Origin of the sequence: Microvirga calopogonii (genome assembly GCF_003347665.1) — a bacterium.
GTDB classification, from domain to species: domain Bacteria; phylum Pseudomonadota; class Alphaproteobacteria; order Rhizobiales; family Beijerinckiaceae; genus Microvirga; species Microvirga calopogonii.
On sequence record NZ_QDGA01000004.1, the window covers coordinates 162127 to 178473 of the forward strand.

Annotated in this window: 16 protein-coding genes; 2 read left to right on the forward strand and 14 right to left on the reverse strand. The window is 64.7% G+C overall.

The features are described from left to right. Positions 1-33: 33 nt before the first annotated feature. Positions 34-708 (forward strand): FABP family protein, encoded by a 675-nt coding sequence (locus DDF70_RS06480; protein WP_114944043.1) that lies wholly within the window; start codon positions 34-36, stop codon positions 706-708. Positions 709-874: 166 nt separating this feature from the next. On the opposite strand, the gene DDF70_RS06485 is transcribed toward DDF70_RS06480, so the two are convergent. Genes DDF70_RS06485 through DDF70_RS06515 form a run of 7 tightly spaced genes read right to left on the reverse strand, consistent with a single transcriptional unit; the run spans position 875 to position 8714 of the window. After that, a complete protein-coding gene (locus DDF70_RS06485) occupies positions 875-2293 on the reverse strand; it encodes a M20 family metallopeptidase (protein ID WP_114944044.1) in 1419 nt (472 codons plus the stop codon). A 35-nt stretch (positions 2294-2328) separates the two neighbouring features. Beyond that, positions 2329-3201 (reverse strand): alpha/beta hydrolase, encoded by an 873-nt coding sequence (locus tag DDF70_RS06490; RefSeq protein WP_114944045.1) that lies wholly within the window; start codon positions 3199-3201, stop codon positions 2329-2331. Continuing rightward, positions 3198-4202 (reverse strand): ABC transporter ATP-binding protein, encoded by a 1005-nt coding sequence (locus DDF70_RS06495; protein ID WP_114944046.1) that lies wholly within the window; start codon positions 4200-4202, stop codon positions 3198-3200. The genes DDF70_RS06490 and DDF70_RS06495 overlap by 4 nt, the downstream gene beginning before the upstream one ends. Beyond that, entirely contained in the window at positions 4199-5182 is a 984-nt protein-coding gene (locus tag DDF70_RS06500) for an ABC transporter ATP-binding protein (protein WP_114944047.1), read from the reverse strand. The genes DDF70_RS06495 and DDF70_RS06500 overlap by 4 nt, the downstream gene beginning before the upstream one ends. After that, positions 5179-6087: an ABC transporter permease gene (locus DDF70_RS06505; protein WP_114944048.1), complete on the reverse strand. Its 909-nt coding sequence runs from the start codon at positions 6085-6087 to the stop codon at positions 5179-5181. Before DDF70_RS06505 ends, DDF70_RS06500 begins: the two co-directional genes overlap by 4 nt. Further along, positions 6084-7061 (reverse strand): ABC transporter permease, encoded by a 978-nt coding sequence (locus DDF70_RS06510; RefSeq protein ID WP_114944049.1) that lies wholly within the window; start codon positions 7059-7061, stop codon positions 6084-6086. The genes DDF70_RS06505 and DDF70_RS06510 overlap by 4 nt, the downstream gene beginning before the upstream one ends. A 42-nt stretch (positions 7062-7103) precedes the next feature. Continuing rightward, entirely contained in the window at positions 7104-8714 is a 1611-nt protein-coding gene (locus DDF70_RS06515; protein ID WP_114944050.1) for an ABC transporter substrate-binding protein, read from the reverse strand. Between the two features lie 102 nt (positions 8715-8816). On the opposite strand from DDF70_RS06515, the gene DDF70_RS06520 reads away from it, so the two are divergent. Further along, positions 8817-9689 carry a MurR/RpiR family transcriptional regulator gene (locus DDF70_RS06520; RefSeq protein WP_114944051.1) on the forward strand — a complete coding sequence of 291 codons (873 nt, stop codon included), beginning with the start codon at positions 8817-8819 and terminating at the stop codon, positions 9687-9689. 20 nt (positions 9690-9709) lie between these two features. Here DDF70_RS06520 and DDF70_RS06525 read toward each other — a convergent pair whose 3' ends face one another. The 7 genes from DDF70_RS06525 to DDF70_RS06555 all read right to left on the reverse strand — a co-directional run bounded on the left by DDF70_RS06525 (position 9710) and on the right by DDF70_RS06555 (position 16315). Further along, the gene (locus DDF70_RS06525; RefSeq protein ID WP_114944052.1) at positions 9710-9928 is read right to left on the reverse strand and encodes a DUF2783 domain-containing protein; all 219 of its coding nucleotides are present in this window, start codon (positions 9926-9928) and stop codon (positions 9710-9712) included. Next, positions 9925-11529, reverse strand: a complete 1605-nt coding sequence (locus DDF70_RS06530; protein WP_114944053.1) for an FAD-dependent oxidoreductase — start codon at positions 11527-11529, stop codon at positions 9925-9927. Before DDF70_RS06530 ends, DDF70_RS06525 begins: the two co-directional genes overlap by 4 nt. A gap of 226 nt (positions 11530-11755) precedes the next feature. Continuing rightward, on the reverse strand, positions 11756-12628 hold the full coding sequence (locus tag DDF70_RS06535; protein WP_114944054.1) for an energy transducer TonB family protein: 873 nt from the start codon (positions 12626-12628) through the stop codon (positions 11756-11758). Between the two features lie 16 nt (positions 12629-12644). Beyond that, positions 12645-13091, reverse strand: coding sequence for a protein TolR (gene tolR / locus DDF70_RS06540; RefSeq protein ID WP_114944055.1), 447 nt, complete (start codon positions 13089-13091; stop codon positions 12645-12647). Next, the gene (locus DDF70_RS06545) at positions 13091-13777 is read right to left on the reverse strand and encodes a MotA/TolQ/ExbB proton channel family protein (RefSeq protein ID WP_114944056.1); all 687 of its coding nucleotides are present in this window, start codon (positions 13775-13777) and stop codon (positions 13091-13093) included. Before DDF70_RS06545 ends, tolR begins: the two co-directional genes overlap by 1 nt. Positions 13778-13787: 10 nt before the next feature. Beyond that, entirely contained in the window at positions 13788-14249 is a 462-nt protein-coding gene (locus DDF70_RS06550; protein WP_114944057.1) for a Tat pathway signal protein, read from the reverse strand. 548 nt (positions 14250-14797) lie between these two features. Beyond that, positions 14798-16315 (reverse strand): UxaA family hydrolase, encoded by a 1518-nt coding sequence (locus DDF70_RS06555; protein WP_114944058.1) that lies wholly within the window; start codon positions 16313-16315, stop codon positions 14798-14800. Positions 16316-16347 lie beyond the last annotated feature (32 nt).

Genomic DNA, 16347 nt, shown 5'->3' on the forward strand with positions numbered 1-16347 from the left:
TTGTCCCTCCTCCTGCAAACGGAAGGTTGCGCCATGATGCCTTCGCCGAAGAATGCCCTCACGGACGTCTTCACCGAGCCCGGCAACGTCGATCCGGAAACGCTGAACAATCTGGGCCCGCTGCGACGCCTGGCGGGGCGCTGGCGCGCGCGCAAGGGCGTGGACCTCAACCCCAAGGCCGAGGGTCCGGAGCGGCGCGTGTTCATCGAGAACATCGACTTCCAGGCCATCGACCCACAGGCGAATGGGCCGCAACTGCTCTACGGCCTGCGCTACCACATCCACATCACGACCGAGGAAGAGGACATCACTTTTCATGATCAGGTCGGCTACTGGCTATGGGAGCCGGCTACCGGCCTCGTCATGCAGACGGTCGCCATCCCGCGCGGGCAGGTGGCCATCGCGGCAGGCCATGCGAAACCCGATGCCGACGAGATCGTCGTGACGGCAACCCGCGGGCAGACCGAATATGGGATCTGCTCGACAACCTTTCTGGAGCAGGCGTTTCGCACGGACAGCTACAAGATCACGATCACCTTCCATCCGGACGGCAGCTGGAGCTACGTGACCGACACCGAGTTGCTGGTGCATGGCCGGGACGTGCCTTTTGCCCATCAGGACCGAAACACGCTTCACCGGGTCGGTGAAGCGAAGCCCAATCCCTTGGCGGTGATCCTTGCTTGGCGAAAGGCCGGTGGAGCGGAGTGAACCGGCCGGCTGAGGTCGGTCTCCGCTTTTCCAATTCCGCAGAAGCGGATCCTGCCGTTCCTGCTAGCGCATCGGACGTGAACTCGACCGCACGTCCGATGCTCTCAGTTTTTGGTTCCTCGCATCTTTACACGCAAAACAGGTTCCCGCTTTTGCGTTCGATGCTTCAGTTGCGCGACATGTCCAACGGCGGCTCGACGCCTTCATGAAGCGGGCTCACATACGGGGTTTCCCGCGTCCTCTCCGCAAGGTCGGCTTTGGCGGCGGCAATCAGGGACGGATCGGTGATCGCTGCCATGCCGGTTGCGGCCATGGCCTTGGCGACATGCACCATCGCCTTGTGCGCGGCCGGCATCTTGCCCTGGGCTACGACCTGCCAGGTGTGAAACGGCGTACCGATTGCCACCGTCGGCGCGTGCGCCTGAACAGTGGGCACCACCCAGCTCACGTCGCCGATATCGGTCGAACCGATCATCGGCTTCCGCGGCGAGTCGAGCGGCGTCAGGAAATCGGCGAGAGGAGCATCGGTCTTGGGCTGGCCGATGGCTTTGTAGACGGATGCGATCTCCTGGTCCGAGAGCGTCGCGCGGATCTTGCGTGCAAAATCCCGATCGGCATCGTCGAACGGGGGTGCTCCGAGCTCCTCCATGGCGTTGTGCAGGGCATGTTCCAGCGGCGTGTTCCCAAGCGTGTTCGAAACGGCGCTGACGATCCGCATCTCGACGCTGGTCTCCGTCATGAGGGCGGCTCCCTGCGCGATCTTGTGCACGCGCTCGACGAGGTCGAGCATGCCCTGAAGGTCCATGGCGCGGATCGAGTAGCGCACGCGGGCATAGGCCTGCACCACGTTCGGCGCGATGCCGCCCGTATCGAGCAAGGCGTAATGCACGCGCGCGTCCGAGGGCATATGTTCGCGCATGTAGTTCACGCCCACATTCATCAGCTCGACGGCGTCGAGCGCGCTGCGCCCCAGATGAGGCGATGCAGCCGCGTGAGCCGCGCGGCCCCTGAAGGCGAAGTCGGCGCGCGTGTTGGCCAGCGACAGCGCAGGCGCGACCTCCCAGAAGCTGTAGGGATGCCATGATATTGCGATGTCGGCGTCGTCGAAGGCGCCGGCGCGCACCATGAAGGCCTTGGCCGCGCCACCTTCCTCGGCCGGGCAGCCATAGTACCGGACGCGGCCTGGAATGCCCTTCTCCGCAAGCCAGTTCTTCAACGCGACGGCGGCGAGCATCGCGCCCGATCCGAGGAGATTGTGCCCGCATCCGTGTCCATGGCCGCCGGGCTCGATGGGGCGATGCTCCGCGACACCGGATTCCTGGCTGAGTCCCGGAAGGGCGTCGTACTCACCGAGGAATGCGATGACCGGGCCGCCTTCGCCGGCTTCGCCGATGACGGCGGTGGGAATACCGGCGACACCCTCCGTGACGCGAAAGCCCTGGTGACGCAGTTCCGCGGCATGCTCGGCAGCCGAGCGCACTTCGGTGTAGCAGACCTCCGGCATCCCCCAGATACGGTCGCTCAAGGCGATGAGGCGGCTCTTTGCAGCATCCACATGCTGCCAGATCTCGTTTCGGACGTTCATGTCTTGCTCCAGAATCGGTCGTGAACGGTCGCGCTTTACAAGGCGCCCACTTCGGCGGTGATCAGCTCGTCGGCTGGTGGAATGCGCCCCTCGAACCAGTAGGCGGCGGCCGCGCGCGACATGGCGGCGCCATCATGGCCCACGCCTTCGACGCGGATCAATTTCCACCGGAAGGGAAACCCGAGGCGTTCGGCTTCCCGGCGCGCGAAATCGTAGACGAACTGCGCGCGCCCGTAACGATGCGGTCCCTGTCTCAGGGCCTCCGCCTGAGCCGGCAGGTTCGGATCGTCGGTGCTGATGTCCTGATCGCCTGCGAAAATGTGCATCGGATAAGCGAACCAGCGCGCCAGGCTGGTTTCGTCGAAGCCGAGGCCGCCGAGTCCTTCAGGGAAGCTGCGCTCCAAGGTCGGCAAGGTGTACCAGCCCGGATTGCCTGCGATGACGGCCTCGAACGATCCATGATCCTGGGTTGCGAGCATCCGGTGCGCGAACTGTCCCCCGGCCGAGTGGCCGAAGAGACGGGCCTTCGGACGACGCGTCACGCCGCCTTTCTGCAGGGCAGCCAGGACGCGTTCCGGGATGGAATAGAGCCACTTCTCGACAGGACGCACGCTTCCGCCGTCCTCGATGACCAAGCCATTGTTGTACGATTCCGCGCCTGGAAAAGACGCGTCCGAAAAGGTCGGCGCGGCAATTAGGATCCGATGCTTCTCAGCGGCGGGAATCCAGAAATCCCGGTACTCGTCGCCGTTGCGAAGCATGCCGTGCTGGACGATGACGACCGGATCGTCAGGGCCATGGCCCGATGGGCGATAGAAGTTCACCTCGATCGGCCTGTCAGGGTGATGCGGGTCGATGAAGGGAAGCGTGCTGCGGCCGATCTCAGGGGTAAGCGTGGTTGTCGTCATGTGTGATCCGAATTGTGCAGATGGCAGGCGGCGCTGCGTCCGGGGGCGATCTCTTTCAGGACAGGGCGAACGTCACGGCATTTCGCCATCGCGTGCTCGCAGCGCGGGTGGAAAGGGCAGCCGCTGGGCGGCGCCAGGGGAGAGGGCAACTCGCCCTTGAGCGGCTGGAACGCGCGCTTGCGCCGCTCCGTGGAAGGGCTCGCTGAGATGAGTGCGGCGCTGTAGGGATGGGCCGGTTCCGCGAAGACGGCGGAGGCCGGCCCGATCTCGACGATGCGCCCGAGATACATGATCGCGACGCGGTCGCTGATGTGCCGGACGACTCCGAGGTCGTGGCTGACGAACAGATAGGTCAGCCCGTGCTTCTCGCGAATGTCCATGAACAGGTTGATGACCTGGGCCTGGATCGACACGTCCAGCGCGGAGACCGGCTCGTCGCAGACCAGGAAGCCGGGCTTGACTGCGAGCGCGCGGGCGATGCCGATGCGCTGGCGCTGTCCGCCGGAAAACTGATGCGGATAGCGGTTGCGGTAGGCGAGATCGAGGCCGACTTCGGTCAGAGCCTTGTCGACGGCTGCGTCGATCTCGCTCTTCGGCAGCAGGCCGTGAACCCGCAGGGCCTCTCCGACGATGTTGCACACCTGCATCCGCGGATTGAGCGAGGCATAGGGATCCTGGAACACCATCTGGACCTTGAGGAGATAATCCAGCCGGTCCTTGCCGCGCAGTTCGGCCACGCGCCGCCCCTCGTAGATGATGTCGCCGGCACTCGGCTTGGTGATGCCGGTCGCGGCCCGCGCCAGCGTGGACTTGCCGCAGCCGGATTCACCGACCAGGCCAAGCACCTCGCCGCGCTTCACGCTGAGATCGACGCCATCGACCGCTTTCAGCACGGGCGGCGGCGGCGCGCTCCCGATTGTCGCGAGAATGCGCTGGGCGATGGTCGCCTTGCCGCGAAAGTATTTCTTGACGCCGCGCAGCTCGAAGAAGGGTTCGGTCATGAGGCAACGCCTTCGGGCACGGGGTTGTGGCAGCGATAGCTCTGCCCGTTGCTCATGACCTGCGGCGGGGGATCGATCTGCGCACAGACGGGCAGGGCGCGCTCGCATCGCGGACGGAACGGGCATCCGCTCGGGCGCGCGTCGATGCTGGGCGCGGCGCCGTTGATCTGCCTCAGCCGCGCGCCGGGAGCGACCGTCGCGGCCGAGGAGCCGAGCAGGCCGAGCGTGTAGGGATGGCGGGGACGGTCGAGAACGTCGTCGACGGTGCCCGTCTCGACGATCCGTCCGGCATACATGACGGCGACCCGGTCGGCGAGCTCGGCGACGACGGCGAGATCGTGCGTGATCCAGAGCACCGCCGTGCCGGTTTCCCGGCTGAGCTTCTGGACCTCGAACAGGATCTGGCTCTGGATCGTGACGTCGAGCGCCGTCGTCGGCTCGTCGGCGATGATCAGGTCGGGCTTGTTCAGGAGAGCGGTGGCAATCGCCACGCGCTGGCGCATGCCGCCCGAGAACTCGTGCGGATACTGCTTCAATCGCGCTTGCGGCGAGGAGATGCCGACCCGGGACAAGGCAAGGGACGCTTCTTCCAGGGCCTCCTGCATGCTGCACGGGCGGTGCTCCTGGATAGCCTCGCACATCTGCTCGCCGATGGTGAGGACCGGATTGAGGGTCATCAGCGGATCCTGGAAGATCATCGCGATGCGATCGCCGCGCAGATGGCGCAGGCGTTCCTCGGGCGCCTGGCGCAAATCTTCTCCCTTGAACAGGACGTCGCCGGAAACGATCTCGCCGGGAGCATCGATCAACTGGACCAGGGAGAAGCCGGTCACCGACTTCCCGGAGCCGGACTCGCCCACGAGACCCACGATCTCGCCGGGCTGCACGACGAGATCGACGCCGTCGACGGCGGGCCATGCGCCTGCGAGATCGTGGAAGACCGTTCTCAATCCACGAACTTCGAGCAACGGGGAGGTCATTGGCCCCTCACATTGAAGCTGCGGCGCAGGCGCTCGCCCACGAGGTTGAGCGACATGATCAGCAGCACGAGGGCGATGCCCGGGAAGGCCGCGATCCAGTATTCTCCCGAGAGCAGGAACTCGAACCCGTTGGCGATCAGGAGCCCGAGGGAAGGCTGCGTCACCGGAACGCCGACGCCGAGGAAGGACAGCGTGGCTTCGAGCGTGATCGCGCCCGCGATGCTGATCGTCGAGACGACGAGGACGGAGCTGATGGAGTTCGGCAGGAGATGCGCCAGCATGATGTGGCGCGTCGGCAGGCCGAAATTGACCGCTGCCCCGATATACTCCTTGCGCCGCTCGACGAGGGCGGCCGCGCGCATCAGGCGGGCATATTGCGCCCATTGCACCAGGATGATGGCGATGATCACCTTGTCGACGCCGCGTCCGATCGAGGCGAGAAGCACGAGGGCGATCAGGATCGACGGGAAGCCGAGCATGAAGTCGACGACGCGCATGATCGCTGCATCGACGGCTCCGCCGAACTGGGCCGCGACGAGTCCGGCGAGGACGCCGATGGCGAGCGCGCCGGCGGTGGATGTCAGGCCGACCAGCAGGCTGGTCCGCAGCCCGTACAGGATGGCGCTGAGCATGTCGCGGCCCTGCGCGTCGGTGCCGAGCCAGTAGGTGATGCCGGTCATGCCCTGCGAGCCGGGTTCCAGGCGGTTGTCCATCACACTCAGCGACGCGAGGTCGTGCGGGTTCTGCGGCGCGATGAAGGGCGCGAGCAGCGCGAGAAGCAGGAGGATTCCTAAGAGGATGACTGCGCCGCGGGTCGTCGGGCGGCTCTTGATCCGGCGCAGAACCTTGTGGCGCAGCGCCGTGTCGGCATCGGCCGCCACGGGCGCCGTCTTCGAAGCGATCATGCCATTTCTCCCATCAGCTTCACGCGGGGATCGAGCGCCGCGTAGAGGATGTCGACGAGGAAATTCACGGCGACGAAGAGGAGCGTTGCGAGCATCACGTAGGCGACGACGACGGGACGGTCGAGCTGGTAGATGCTGTCGATGAGGAGCTTGCCCATGCCCGGCCAGGCGAACACGGTCTCTGTGATGGTCGAGAAGGCCACGAGACTGCCGAATTCCATGCCGGCCACCGTTACGACGGGAATGAGGATGTTGCGCAGCACATGGCGCCCGACGATGCGCTTGCGGCGCACGCCCTTGGCGCGGGCATATTTGACGTAGTCCTGCGTCATCGCCTCCGTCGTTCCCGCCGCGACGAGGCGGATCATCAGGGCCATGTTCGGGATGGCGAGATTCAGCGCGGGCAGGGCGAGATGCTTGAGACCATCGAGCGTCAGCAGGCTTGTCGGAATTCCGAAAACGGAAACCGTTTCTCCGCGTCCCGCCGTCGGCAGCCAGCCGAGGAAGACGCTGAAGAGCAGGATGAGCATCATGCCCTTCCAGAAGCTCGGAAGGGAGAAGCCGAGGATCGTTCCGGCCATGATCGCGCGGCTGGGACGGCTCTCGGGATTGAGGCCGGCCAGGAGACCGAGCGGAATGCCGACGATGGCGGCAAGGCTCATGGCCAGGAGGACGAGTTCGAACGTCGCCGGCAATCGCGCCAGGATCAGATCGACCGCCGGAACGCCATGGACGAAGGAGAAACCGAGATCGCCCTTCAGGGCTTTGCCCAGAAAGCCGAGATATTGCTGCCACACGGGCAGATCGAGCCCGAGCCGCTGGATCATGGCCATGCGTTCTGCGGCGCTGACCTGCGGCGGGACCAGGAGTTCGATCGGGTCTCCGATGCCGTAGACGGCGAGGAAGACCACGACGGAAACCGCGAGCAGAACCAGGACGCTCTGGATCAGACGTTGCAGGATGTAGGCCGTCATGTGAGGCGTTCCGATCTGCTCGCGGCTTCGTTCATGGCTTGCTTACTTCGCGGGCTTGACCTGCATGGCCATCGTGAACTGGTCCGCGCGGCCGGCATATTTCAGGTTCGCCTTGTAGGCCCAGATCGTGCTTTCGAAATGCAGCGGAATGAACGCGCCGCCTTCGATGGCCTTGGTTCCGGCCTGCTTGAGAAGCTCGGCCCGCTTGGCGTCATCGAGGGTGGTGATCGCCGTGCGGATCAACTTGTCGAATTCCGGATCGGCATAGCCGCCGTAGTTCGAGCCGCCGATGGTCTTCGCTTCGTCGGGCGTTGCGGCCCACTGCTTCAGGAAGGACGAGGCCTCGCCGCTCGTGGAGCCCCAGCCGCCGAGGGCGACGCTGAATTCCTTCTTGGCGCGGCGCGGGAAGTAGATGGCGCGTGCCATCGCGTCCACTTCGGAGCGAATGCCGACCTGGGTGAGGTACTGCGCGACGGCCTGCGTGATCTGGCTGTCGTTGATGTAGCGGTCATTGGTCGTCGAGAGCGTGATCTGGAAGCCGTTGGGATAACCGGCCTCCGCCAGGAGCTTCTTCGCCGCGGCCGGATCGTAGGCGAGCTTCGGCGGGTTCTCCAGCGCGCCGAACATGCCGTTGGGCAGGAACTGATAGGCCGGCTCGGCCGCACCGTCCATGATGCGCTTGATGATGGCGTCACGGTCGATGGCCAGCGACATCGCCTTGCGCACCTTCGGATCCTTCAACGGGTTCTTGCCGTTCTCTGCCTTCACGAACGGGCTCGGCTCACGCTCCACGTCGAGCTGGAAGTAGATGACGCGCGTCGACGGCGTGATCACGTAGCCGAAGCGCTTGTCGTCCTTGATGCGGGCCACGTCGCGCGCAGCCGGGTTCTCGATCACGTCGTAATCGCCGGCGAGCAGGCCAGCGAGGCGCGGGCCGGCATTGGGGACCGGGACGAAGGTCACGTTGGCCCAAGGCTCTGCCGGGCCCCAGTACTTTTCGTTGCGTTCGAGCTCGACGCTCGTCCCCTTGGTGTAGCTCTTGAACTTGTAGGGGCCGGTGCCGATGGTGAGCTTGCCGTCGTTGAAGTCGCCGACGACGGGCCATTGTCCGGTGACGCCGCAGTTCTTCGCGACATCGAAGGTCAGCTTGTCATGCGGAAGAATGGACGAGCTCAGGATGGCGAGGCCGGAAAGGAAATTCGGCAGCAGGGGATCCGGCGCCTTGGTGGTGATGACGATGGTGTGCGGATCGGGCGCCTCGACAGCCGTGAAGTTGCCCGTGATGTCGGCAAACGAGCCCGCAATCGCCGTTTCGTTCTTCAGGGTGCGGCAGAAGCTGAAGATCACGTCGTCCGCGGTGAAGGGCTGGCCGTTGGAGAAGGTCACGCCTTGACGGAGCTTGAAGGTCCAACGATTCTGGCCATCGTTCTCCCAGGACGTCGCAAGGTTGGGCAGAACTTTCTGCTTCTCGTCCTGCTTGGTCAATCCGTCGAAGATGTGAGCCGCGAGGGCATTGTTCGGCGTCAGATCGTGGTAGTGTGGGTCGATCGCCGTCGGCTCGGAGCTGAGCGCGATCTTGAGGGATTGAGCCCATGCGGGAGCGCTGAGCAGGCAGGTGCTGGCGACAAAGGCGAATATGAGTGGACGGCGCATCGAGTATCTCTCCGGTTCCCTTGGTGGCTGCCTTTTGACAGATTTATTTTCTCAAATTAAAAATCATGAAAATATCCTGACGTCAATCAGTCCGGAGTTCCCGTGTCTCAAGTTCTGAAGCCGACGACGGATCTGGCCCACCGCATCGCGGTCGCTTACGCCTCCCTCAGCGAAGCGCACCGGCGCGCGGCGGACTTCGTGCTTCAGCATCCTCTCGAGACGGCGACGATGACGATCGAGGGTTTTGCGGAGCGCAGCGGCGCCTCCACGGCGACTGTGACCCGGTTCGTCCGTGCTCTCGGTTACGTCGGCTACAGCGAGTTCCGGGCTGCGCTCTCCGAGGCGCTGCGTTTGGCCATGGCTCCTGTCGACAGTTTCGCCGATGCCCACAGCACGAAAAGCTCCGCCTTCGCGACCTTCGTGACGGCTCTCAAGGATCAGGCGGCCAATCTGGACGAGACCCTCGCGGCCGTCGACGAGGAAACCTGCTCCCGCGCCATGGACATTCTGTTGCGCGCCCGCCGGATCTTCATCGTCGGATCCGGAGCAAGCCACCATGTGGCGGCCCACCTGGATGAAGGATTGACGCTCTATCTCGATGCGAACGTGATCTTCGCGTCGTCCCGCGGCGGAGCCGAGAAGGCGGTCAGGCACCTGATGAACGTGGGGGCGGACGATCTCGTGCTGGCCATCTCTCTTCCGCGTTATTCACGGGGAACTGTCGATCTGGCGAAACTCGCCAAGAACCGAGGCGCGACGGTCATGGCCCTGACAGACGGGCCGAGCTCACCCCTCGTCCCCATCGCCGACATCACCCTCTTCGCTCCGGCGAGGAACCGGTTGCTGCCGAACTCGCCGACCGCGGCCTTCGCACTCGCCGACGCCATCGTGGCTGCGGTGGCGCGGGAGCGGCCCGATGCCGTCGAGGCCCTGAAGGAACTCAGCGAGAATCTTCTGTGGACGTTCTATCAGTGAAGAGCCGATCTGGAACTGTCCTACTCCGGCGTTGATTGTGTCTGCTCCAGACTCTGCTTCGCGAGCGAAAGCGCTTCCTGAAGCACGCCCTGATCGCCGATGTGATTGGCGAGGATCAGCACGAGGGAGGAGTTGAGCGCGGCGCTCTGTTCATCCGACAATCCGCGATGCGCTTCGATCAACGCCCGGTAGGCGCGATCCGGATCGGTGAAACGGCTTTCGGTGACGAGGACGCTCATGCCCGTTCTCCGTCCATGTTCTTCATGCGGCGGGACGCGCGCGCGATCGCTTCCGGTGCCGCGTGGCGCCAGCGTGCCGCAAGGTGCTGGTCCGGTCGGACAAGGTAGGTGCTGCCGGGTGTCGCGTCGAAGCGCCGGGCGAAGAAGCCTTCCTGGTCGAGCAGATCCTGTCCGATGACGAGAACGCGCTTCCCGGGCGGTGGAGAGCTGCCGTTGGGCACGTGGATGAGCGTCTCCTCGCCGCCCAACGCTTCGAGCAGCCAGATCGGCTGGCCGTCGCCTTTGCGCATGGGGGCATCGGGCACGGGCGCGCCGAGGCGCGCGGATCCCGACCAATCGTCCTCATCGGGCGTCGACAGCGATGTCTCATAGGTCGACGGCATCGACAGCCTGCCGGAATTCACCATGCGCTTGGCGAAGGGCGCGTGGCGCGCAAGGGCGAGGGTCGCATTGCGGAAGCGCAATTCCTGTGCCGAGCGCGGTGCGATGAAATCCGTCGAACGGGTAGAGTGGCCGATATTCTCGTCGGCGGCGGCCGAGCGTTCGGCATCATAGGTGTCGATCAGGCTCTCGGGCGCTTCGCCCTTGATCACGAGCGCGAGCTTCCAGGCGAGGTTCTCCGCGTCCTGAATGCCGGAATTGGCGCCGCGCGCCCCGAAGGGCGAAACCTGATGCGCCGCGTCGCCGGCAAAGACCACCCGACCATGCGCAAAGCGCTCCAGGCGCCGGCACTGGAACGTATAGACCGACACCCATTCGAGCGTGAACGCGTCGTGCCCCAGCATCTGGCGGATGCGCGGGATCACGCGTTCCGGTGCCTGCTCGGCCTTCGCATCCGCATCGGGGCCGAGCTGCAGGTCGATGCGCCAGACATCGTCCGGCTGCTTGTGGAGAAGGGCGGAGCGGCCGTCGTGGAAAGGCGGATCGAACCAGAACCAGCGCTCGGGCGGAAAATCGCCCTTCATCTTCACGTCCGCGATGAGAAAGCGATCCTCGAAAACCTCGCCTTTGAAGTCGAGCCCGAGCATTCCGCGCAGGGCAGAGCGTGCGCCATCGGCCGCCACCACCCAGTCGGCATCGAGATCGTAAGAGCCTTCGGGTGTCTCAACGGTGAGCGTCACGCCGTCGTTGCGGCGCTTGAGGCCGCTCACTTTATTGCGCCAGCGGATCTCAAGATGGGGCAGTTCTGCGGCGCGCTCCACGAGCGTGTGTTCGAGATAATATTGCTGCAGGTTGATGAAGGCCGGCATCTTGTGCCCGTCCTCGGGCAGCAGGTCGAAGGCGTAGAGCTGCTCGTCGCGCTGGAACACCTTGCCGAGCTTCCAGGTCACGCCTCTCTCGAGGCAAGGCTTCGCGACGCCGAGCCTGTCGAGGATTTCCAGGGTACGCTTGGCATAGCAGATGCCGCGTGAGCCTTCGCCGATCCGGTCGGCATCGTCGAGGAGCACGACGGGAACGCCGCGCTGCGCCAAGTCGATGGCCGTGCAGAGACCGACGGGACCTGCACCGACGACGATCACGCGATGACGGGCGGGAGAGGGACGATCCTGATCCGCACAGCGGCGGTAGCCGAACTGGTAGAGCGTTTTGCGCGTGTTCATGGCGTGGCCTGTGCGTCGACGATCTTGCCGGAATGAGACTTGCCTGTGGCCGTAGCACACAGATGACGGATCAAGGCATTGGCCTTTCGGCCATGACGTTTCTCCCCAATATTCCGCGCAATCCATTCCGCCGGTCTTCTGCTGCCGACGGATATTTGAGCTGCTGACGGACAGGGTAGTCTTGAGAATGTAACCGTCAAGTTCGCCGCGAAGGCTGAGCTTGCGCTCAGCGAAGGTTGAAGCGTAGCGGCACGGTGAACGTCGATTGCGGAATGAAATCCGGGATCGGCGGCAGGGAGGATCCGGGGCTTGCCGCGGCAAGCGCAGCCTGATCCAGGGCTGCATGGCCTGCACTCCGCACGAGGGACGCGCCGACAACGCGGCCCGACCTGTCCATGGTGAACCGCACGGTGGCAACACCTGTCACACCCTGGCTGCGGGCGACATCCGGATAACGCAGGCGATTGCGCAGCGACGCGACGAGGCTCGCCAGATAGCGGTTGCGCGCGGTCGGATCGGCCGCGGCGGCCTGGCCGCCCATGTCTTCGCGCGAGGCCGATGCCTGGCCTTGGCGCGCATCCGACGGAAGCGGTTTCGGTTCGGCAACCGTCCGACGCGGAGGGGGCTTGCGCTCCACAGGTTTCGGCGGAGGCTTTCTCTCAGGCTTGGGGGCAGGCTTCTCCTCGAGAGGTTTGGCCACCACTGTTTCGGGAGGCGGAAGGATGACCGCTTCCGTCGAAGCCGTTTGCTGTTCGACCGGAACCGCTTCGACGGGCACGGCTTCGATGGCTTCCTGAGGCCGGGCTTCGACGATCTCCTCGGGAGGCTGCTCTTCCACCGTTTCCGACTCGATCGGCTGAGGCTCTGCCTCGACGGGCGGCACGTCCGGGACCTGCTCGAGCGACGGTGCCGCGGACACGAGTTCTTCCATGGCGGGAGCAAGGTCGATGGTGATCTCCTGCTCGCCGGGCGCGTCGGCCTTGTCGGACGGCCAGTAGGTCACCGCCGTCAACACGGCGCCATGCAGGATGAGCGCCGTGACGAAGGCGATGCCGAGCCGGCTCGGCTCCTGGGGCGATCTTATGCTTTGAACGGACATCGATGGATTGCGGGATCTATGGCGCGGTCGATCCGCCCGGTGCCTGCGCGATCAGGGAGACCCGGCTGAAGCCCGCGGCATTGATCTGCCCCATGATCTCGATGATGCGGCCATAGGGAACGGCCTTGTCGCCACGGACCAGCACGACCTGGCTCGCATCCGCGCTCGCCAGCTGCCGCAGGCGCGGCATCATGGTCTCCGGTGCGAGGGGTTCCTTGTCGAGGAACGGTTGGCCCTGCGCGTCGATGGTGACCACGACGGGCTGCTTCGGCTGCGAGACTTTCGGTGCGGCCGTCTTCGGCAGCTGCACGGGCACGCCTACGGTCATGAGGGGAGCGGCCACCATGAAGATGATGAGCAGGACGAGCATCACGTCCACGAGCGGCGTGACGTTGATCTCGGACAGGGGCGCGGCCCCGAACTCGTCGTCCGTGTCCGGCGTCCGGATGGGTCCCATGCCCATTATTCGGCCGCCTCTGCGCGAACGTGGAGCTTGCGGTCGCGCGCCAGGCGGTCGCCGAGCGCCGTGATGCCGGCAGCAAACGATTGCTGCAGGCGGCCGAGATCGGTCGTGAGCTTGTTGTAGGCGATCACGGCCGGAATGGCGGCGACAAGCCCGATGGCGGTTGCGAACAGGGCTTCCGCGATGCCGGGCGCGACGACGGACAGGCTCGTGTCCTGGCTCGCCGCGATGGCGGAGAACGAGTTCATGATGCCCCAGACCGTGCCGAACAGGCCGATGAAGGGCGCGGCCGAACCGATGGTGGCAAGAAACGGCAGGCCGACCTGAAGCTGACGCATATCGGCTGAGAGCGCGGCCCGCATGGCGCGCTCGATGCGCTCCCGCCGTTCGGCGCGGCTCTCGGAGGCATCCTGATCGCGCCACGCCTCGTGACCGGCCGCGACGATCCGGCCCGTCGCACCAGCCATCTGCGGAGACAGCCTGTCGCCCGCGCGCGCCGCTGCTTCGAAAGCGCGGGCCTGACCGCGGAGTTTCCCGAGGCGCAGGAGCTTCTCGAACACGATGGTCCAGCACCCGAGCGACGCGAGGACGAGCAGGATCATGACGCCCTTGACGATCGGATCGGCCTGCAGGAACAGGCCGAGAAAGGACAAGTCATGCGCTGTCGCGGGCATGATTTCGTTCATGATGATGGTCTCACTTTGCGAAGGATACGGCGTCGACCTTGGAGGCCGTCTCGATGGCGGACAGGCAATCCTCCCGCGAGGCTGCCGCTCCTTCGCATGTCAGGACGTCGTTGAGGAGGACGCGTCCGACGCGCGGGCAGGACAGGCCCGGAAAGTCGAACAGCTTGATCAGCGTCTTGCGGCGCGGCACCGGGCCGACTTCCACGGCGAGCCGCTTGGCCGCCACGCCGTCGGTGTCGAGCGCGAACAGATCGAGCTTCAGGGACTTCCAGCTCTCGCCCTTCTGGTTGTCGATGAGGAAATAGATTCTGCAGTTTTCGCCCGCGGCCTCGACCCTGTTCAACTCGATGCGCAGGGGAGTCGAAGGATCGTCCTGGGCGAGAGCCGTTCCACTGAAAGGCAGGAGCAGGGCCAGGCAGGCGAAGATGCTGCCAGACGCATAGCCAGGCTCATTCCAGGTGCTCATGCCCATGACCCGTTCTCCTTCACAAGTTGCCGATGAAGTATCTGAAAGAACGCAAGCTGATCAAGGGCTTAGGAGAAAATCAGAGGCGTTCTAAAAGACCCGCTACGGCGTTGAGAACGGGGTGGAATTCGCTTCCTTAAAAGAGCTTCAAAGTAATTTTTCCAGGTTCCATCGCGACTTTGCCGGTTGAAAGGCCGCGAGCCTCGAACGGCTTTCACGAAAATACCATTTTGCGTGAGGAAGAGGGGACGAGCCAACGACCCGGGAGATTCCGCTTGAGCTACGACGGTCACGACAAGCCTTATCCGACTTGGTACCCTTACGCATTCGTCGGTGCGTTGGCAGCGCTTGGAGCGATCTTCTACGTGTATGGCTGAGAGCGGCGGCGATCAATGCTGCGGCCTGCATCCCAAAGCGAGCGAGGCGGTACATCCGCGCCCCGGTCGCTTTTGGGAGAGAGCCTTTCCGCCTGGCGGATCGGCACGGGAACTATCGCTGCGTTATGGTTAACAATCCGTTAACGAGTGGACTTGAATGGCATGATGCCGGCACGATCACATGGTCGCGCCGACCTGCCAGGGGACGAATTCGAGGTCGCCGTAGCCGAGTTCTTCCGACTTCGTGTGCTCGCCCGACGCGACGCGCAGGAGGATCTCGAAAATCTCCCGGCCCTTGTCTTCGAGAGAGACGCCGTCGAGGATGTCGCCGCAATTGATGTCCATGTCGTCGAGCATACGCCGGTAGATGTCGGAATTCGTCGCGAGCTTCAGGGACGGCACGGGCTTGCAGCCGAAGGCCGATCCGCGCCCGGTGGTGAAGGCGATCAGGTTCGCGCCGCCGGCCACCTGACCGGTCGCCGCGACGGGATCGTAGCCCGGCGTATCCATGTAGACGAAGCCGCGATCCTTCACCGGTTCGGCATATTCGTAGACGGCGCGGAGCGTGGAGCGTCCACCCTTGGCCGCAGCGCCCAATGACTTTTCGAGGATCGTCGTCAATCCGCCCGCCTTGTTGCCGGGCGACGGATTGTTGTTCATCTCGCCGCCGTTGCGGGCTGTGTAATCCTCCCACCAGTGGATCCGCGAGATGAGCTTCTCGCCGATCTCCCGCGTGGCGGCACGCCGGGTGAGCAGGTGCTCCGCACCGTAGATTTCGGGCGTCTCGGACAGGATCGACGTTCCGCCGTGGCGCACCAGCAGATCGGACGCGACGCCGAGGGCGGGATTGGCCGTGAGGGCCGAATAGCCGTCGGAGCCGCCGCACTGGAGAGCGAGCACCAGTTCCGATGCGGGACGCGTCTCGCGCTGCGCCCTGGCGACGATGGGGAGCATGTCCTTCACCGCTTCGACGATGGCCTGCACGGTCCGTCGCGTGCCGCCCGTCTCCTGAATGGTGAGGGTGCGGAACGTCTCGCTCTCGGTCAGGCCGTATTCCTGCTTCATGCGGCCGATCTGAAACACCTCGCAGCCGAGCCCGACCATGATCACCCCGGCGAAGTTCGGATGGCTGGCATAGCCCCATTGCGTGCGGCGCAGGATGTCGAAGCCCTCGCCATAGGCCGCATGCCCGCAGCCGGTGCCGTGGACGATGGCTACGACGCCGTCGATGCCCGGATAGTCGCGTAAGATCCCCGAACGCTCCACCTCCGCGGCCGCGAAACGCGCGACGGAAGCCGAGCAATTCACCGAGGTGAGGATCCCGATATAGTTGCGGGTGCCCGTCTTGCCCGAGGCGCGGCGATAGCCCTGGAAGGTGGCGCGCAGGTCGGGCGCAAGAAGATCGTCCTCTCGCGCCTCGACGCCGAACGCATAATCGCGCTCGAAATCGTGCAGGCCGACATTGTGCTCGTGCACCCATTCGCCCGGCGCGATGTGGGTCTTGGCGAAGCCGATGATCTGCCCGAACTTCCGGATCGGCTCACCCTCGCGGATCGCTTCCGCGGCCATCTTGTGACCTTTCAGGATGCGCTCGCGGGCCGTCAGGCCCGCCGCGCCGGCGCCCTGGTTCACGAGGTCGATGGCGATGACCACGTTGTCGTCGGGAGAGAGGCGGATGGTGCGGGGCGTGCTCATGAATATCTCGTAAGTCGGTCATTTCCGGTTGT